The organism is Photobacterium sp. R1 (assembly GCF_054600795.1).
Genome location: NZ_BAAHZP010000100.1, coordinates 1 through 446, shown reverse-complemented (window position 1 = coordinate 446; position 446 = coordinate 1). Strand labels below are relative to the sequence as shown.

The following is a 446-nucleotide window of genomic DNA, read 5'->3' as shown; positions in this document are numbered from 1 at the left end:
ATATCATGCTGAGCCAGCAAGGTACGTTCATAAGTGATATCGATGAAAAAGTCCGGATACTTACCGTAAAGATCGTGAAACGTCACATGAGGCAGATTCGCCACTGCCGATAGCATGGCTTTAGTGGCAACAGACGCATCAGGATCCGGATGCGCGTAAATCAGCAGAATGCGTGGTGGGGCGTGCTCCATTGGCCTGGTCCTCATTTCCCTGAGTAACATCATGAGCATTAACGGGATGTCCCGGCTCTTGAAACATCATACCGAATTCTGGCGCCAAAAGATCGCTTAATTCCTGAGATTTCAACAGCAAAATAATGCGCTGCCCGTTCCCGGGTCTTCGGCCTTGTTCGCAGTTAACCGATGTTTAGTATAGACTGCCGCACCAGAAACCTATTTGTTGTGGAGCGGCAACAGCCGGTAGTAACAGGCGATGATCACTTTTTC

General features: G+C 49.1%; 1 protein-coding gene. It reads right to left on the bottom strand.

Annotated features, from left to right (window positions below; all coding sequences use genetic code 11):
* Window positions 1-191: NAD(P)H-dependent oxidoreductase (locus ACYP03_RS24150; protein WP_459782386.1), on the bottom strand; the 191-nt coding region annotated here is incomplete at its 3' end.
* Between the last annotated feature and the right edge of the window lie 255 nt (window positions 192-446).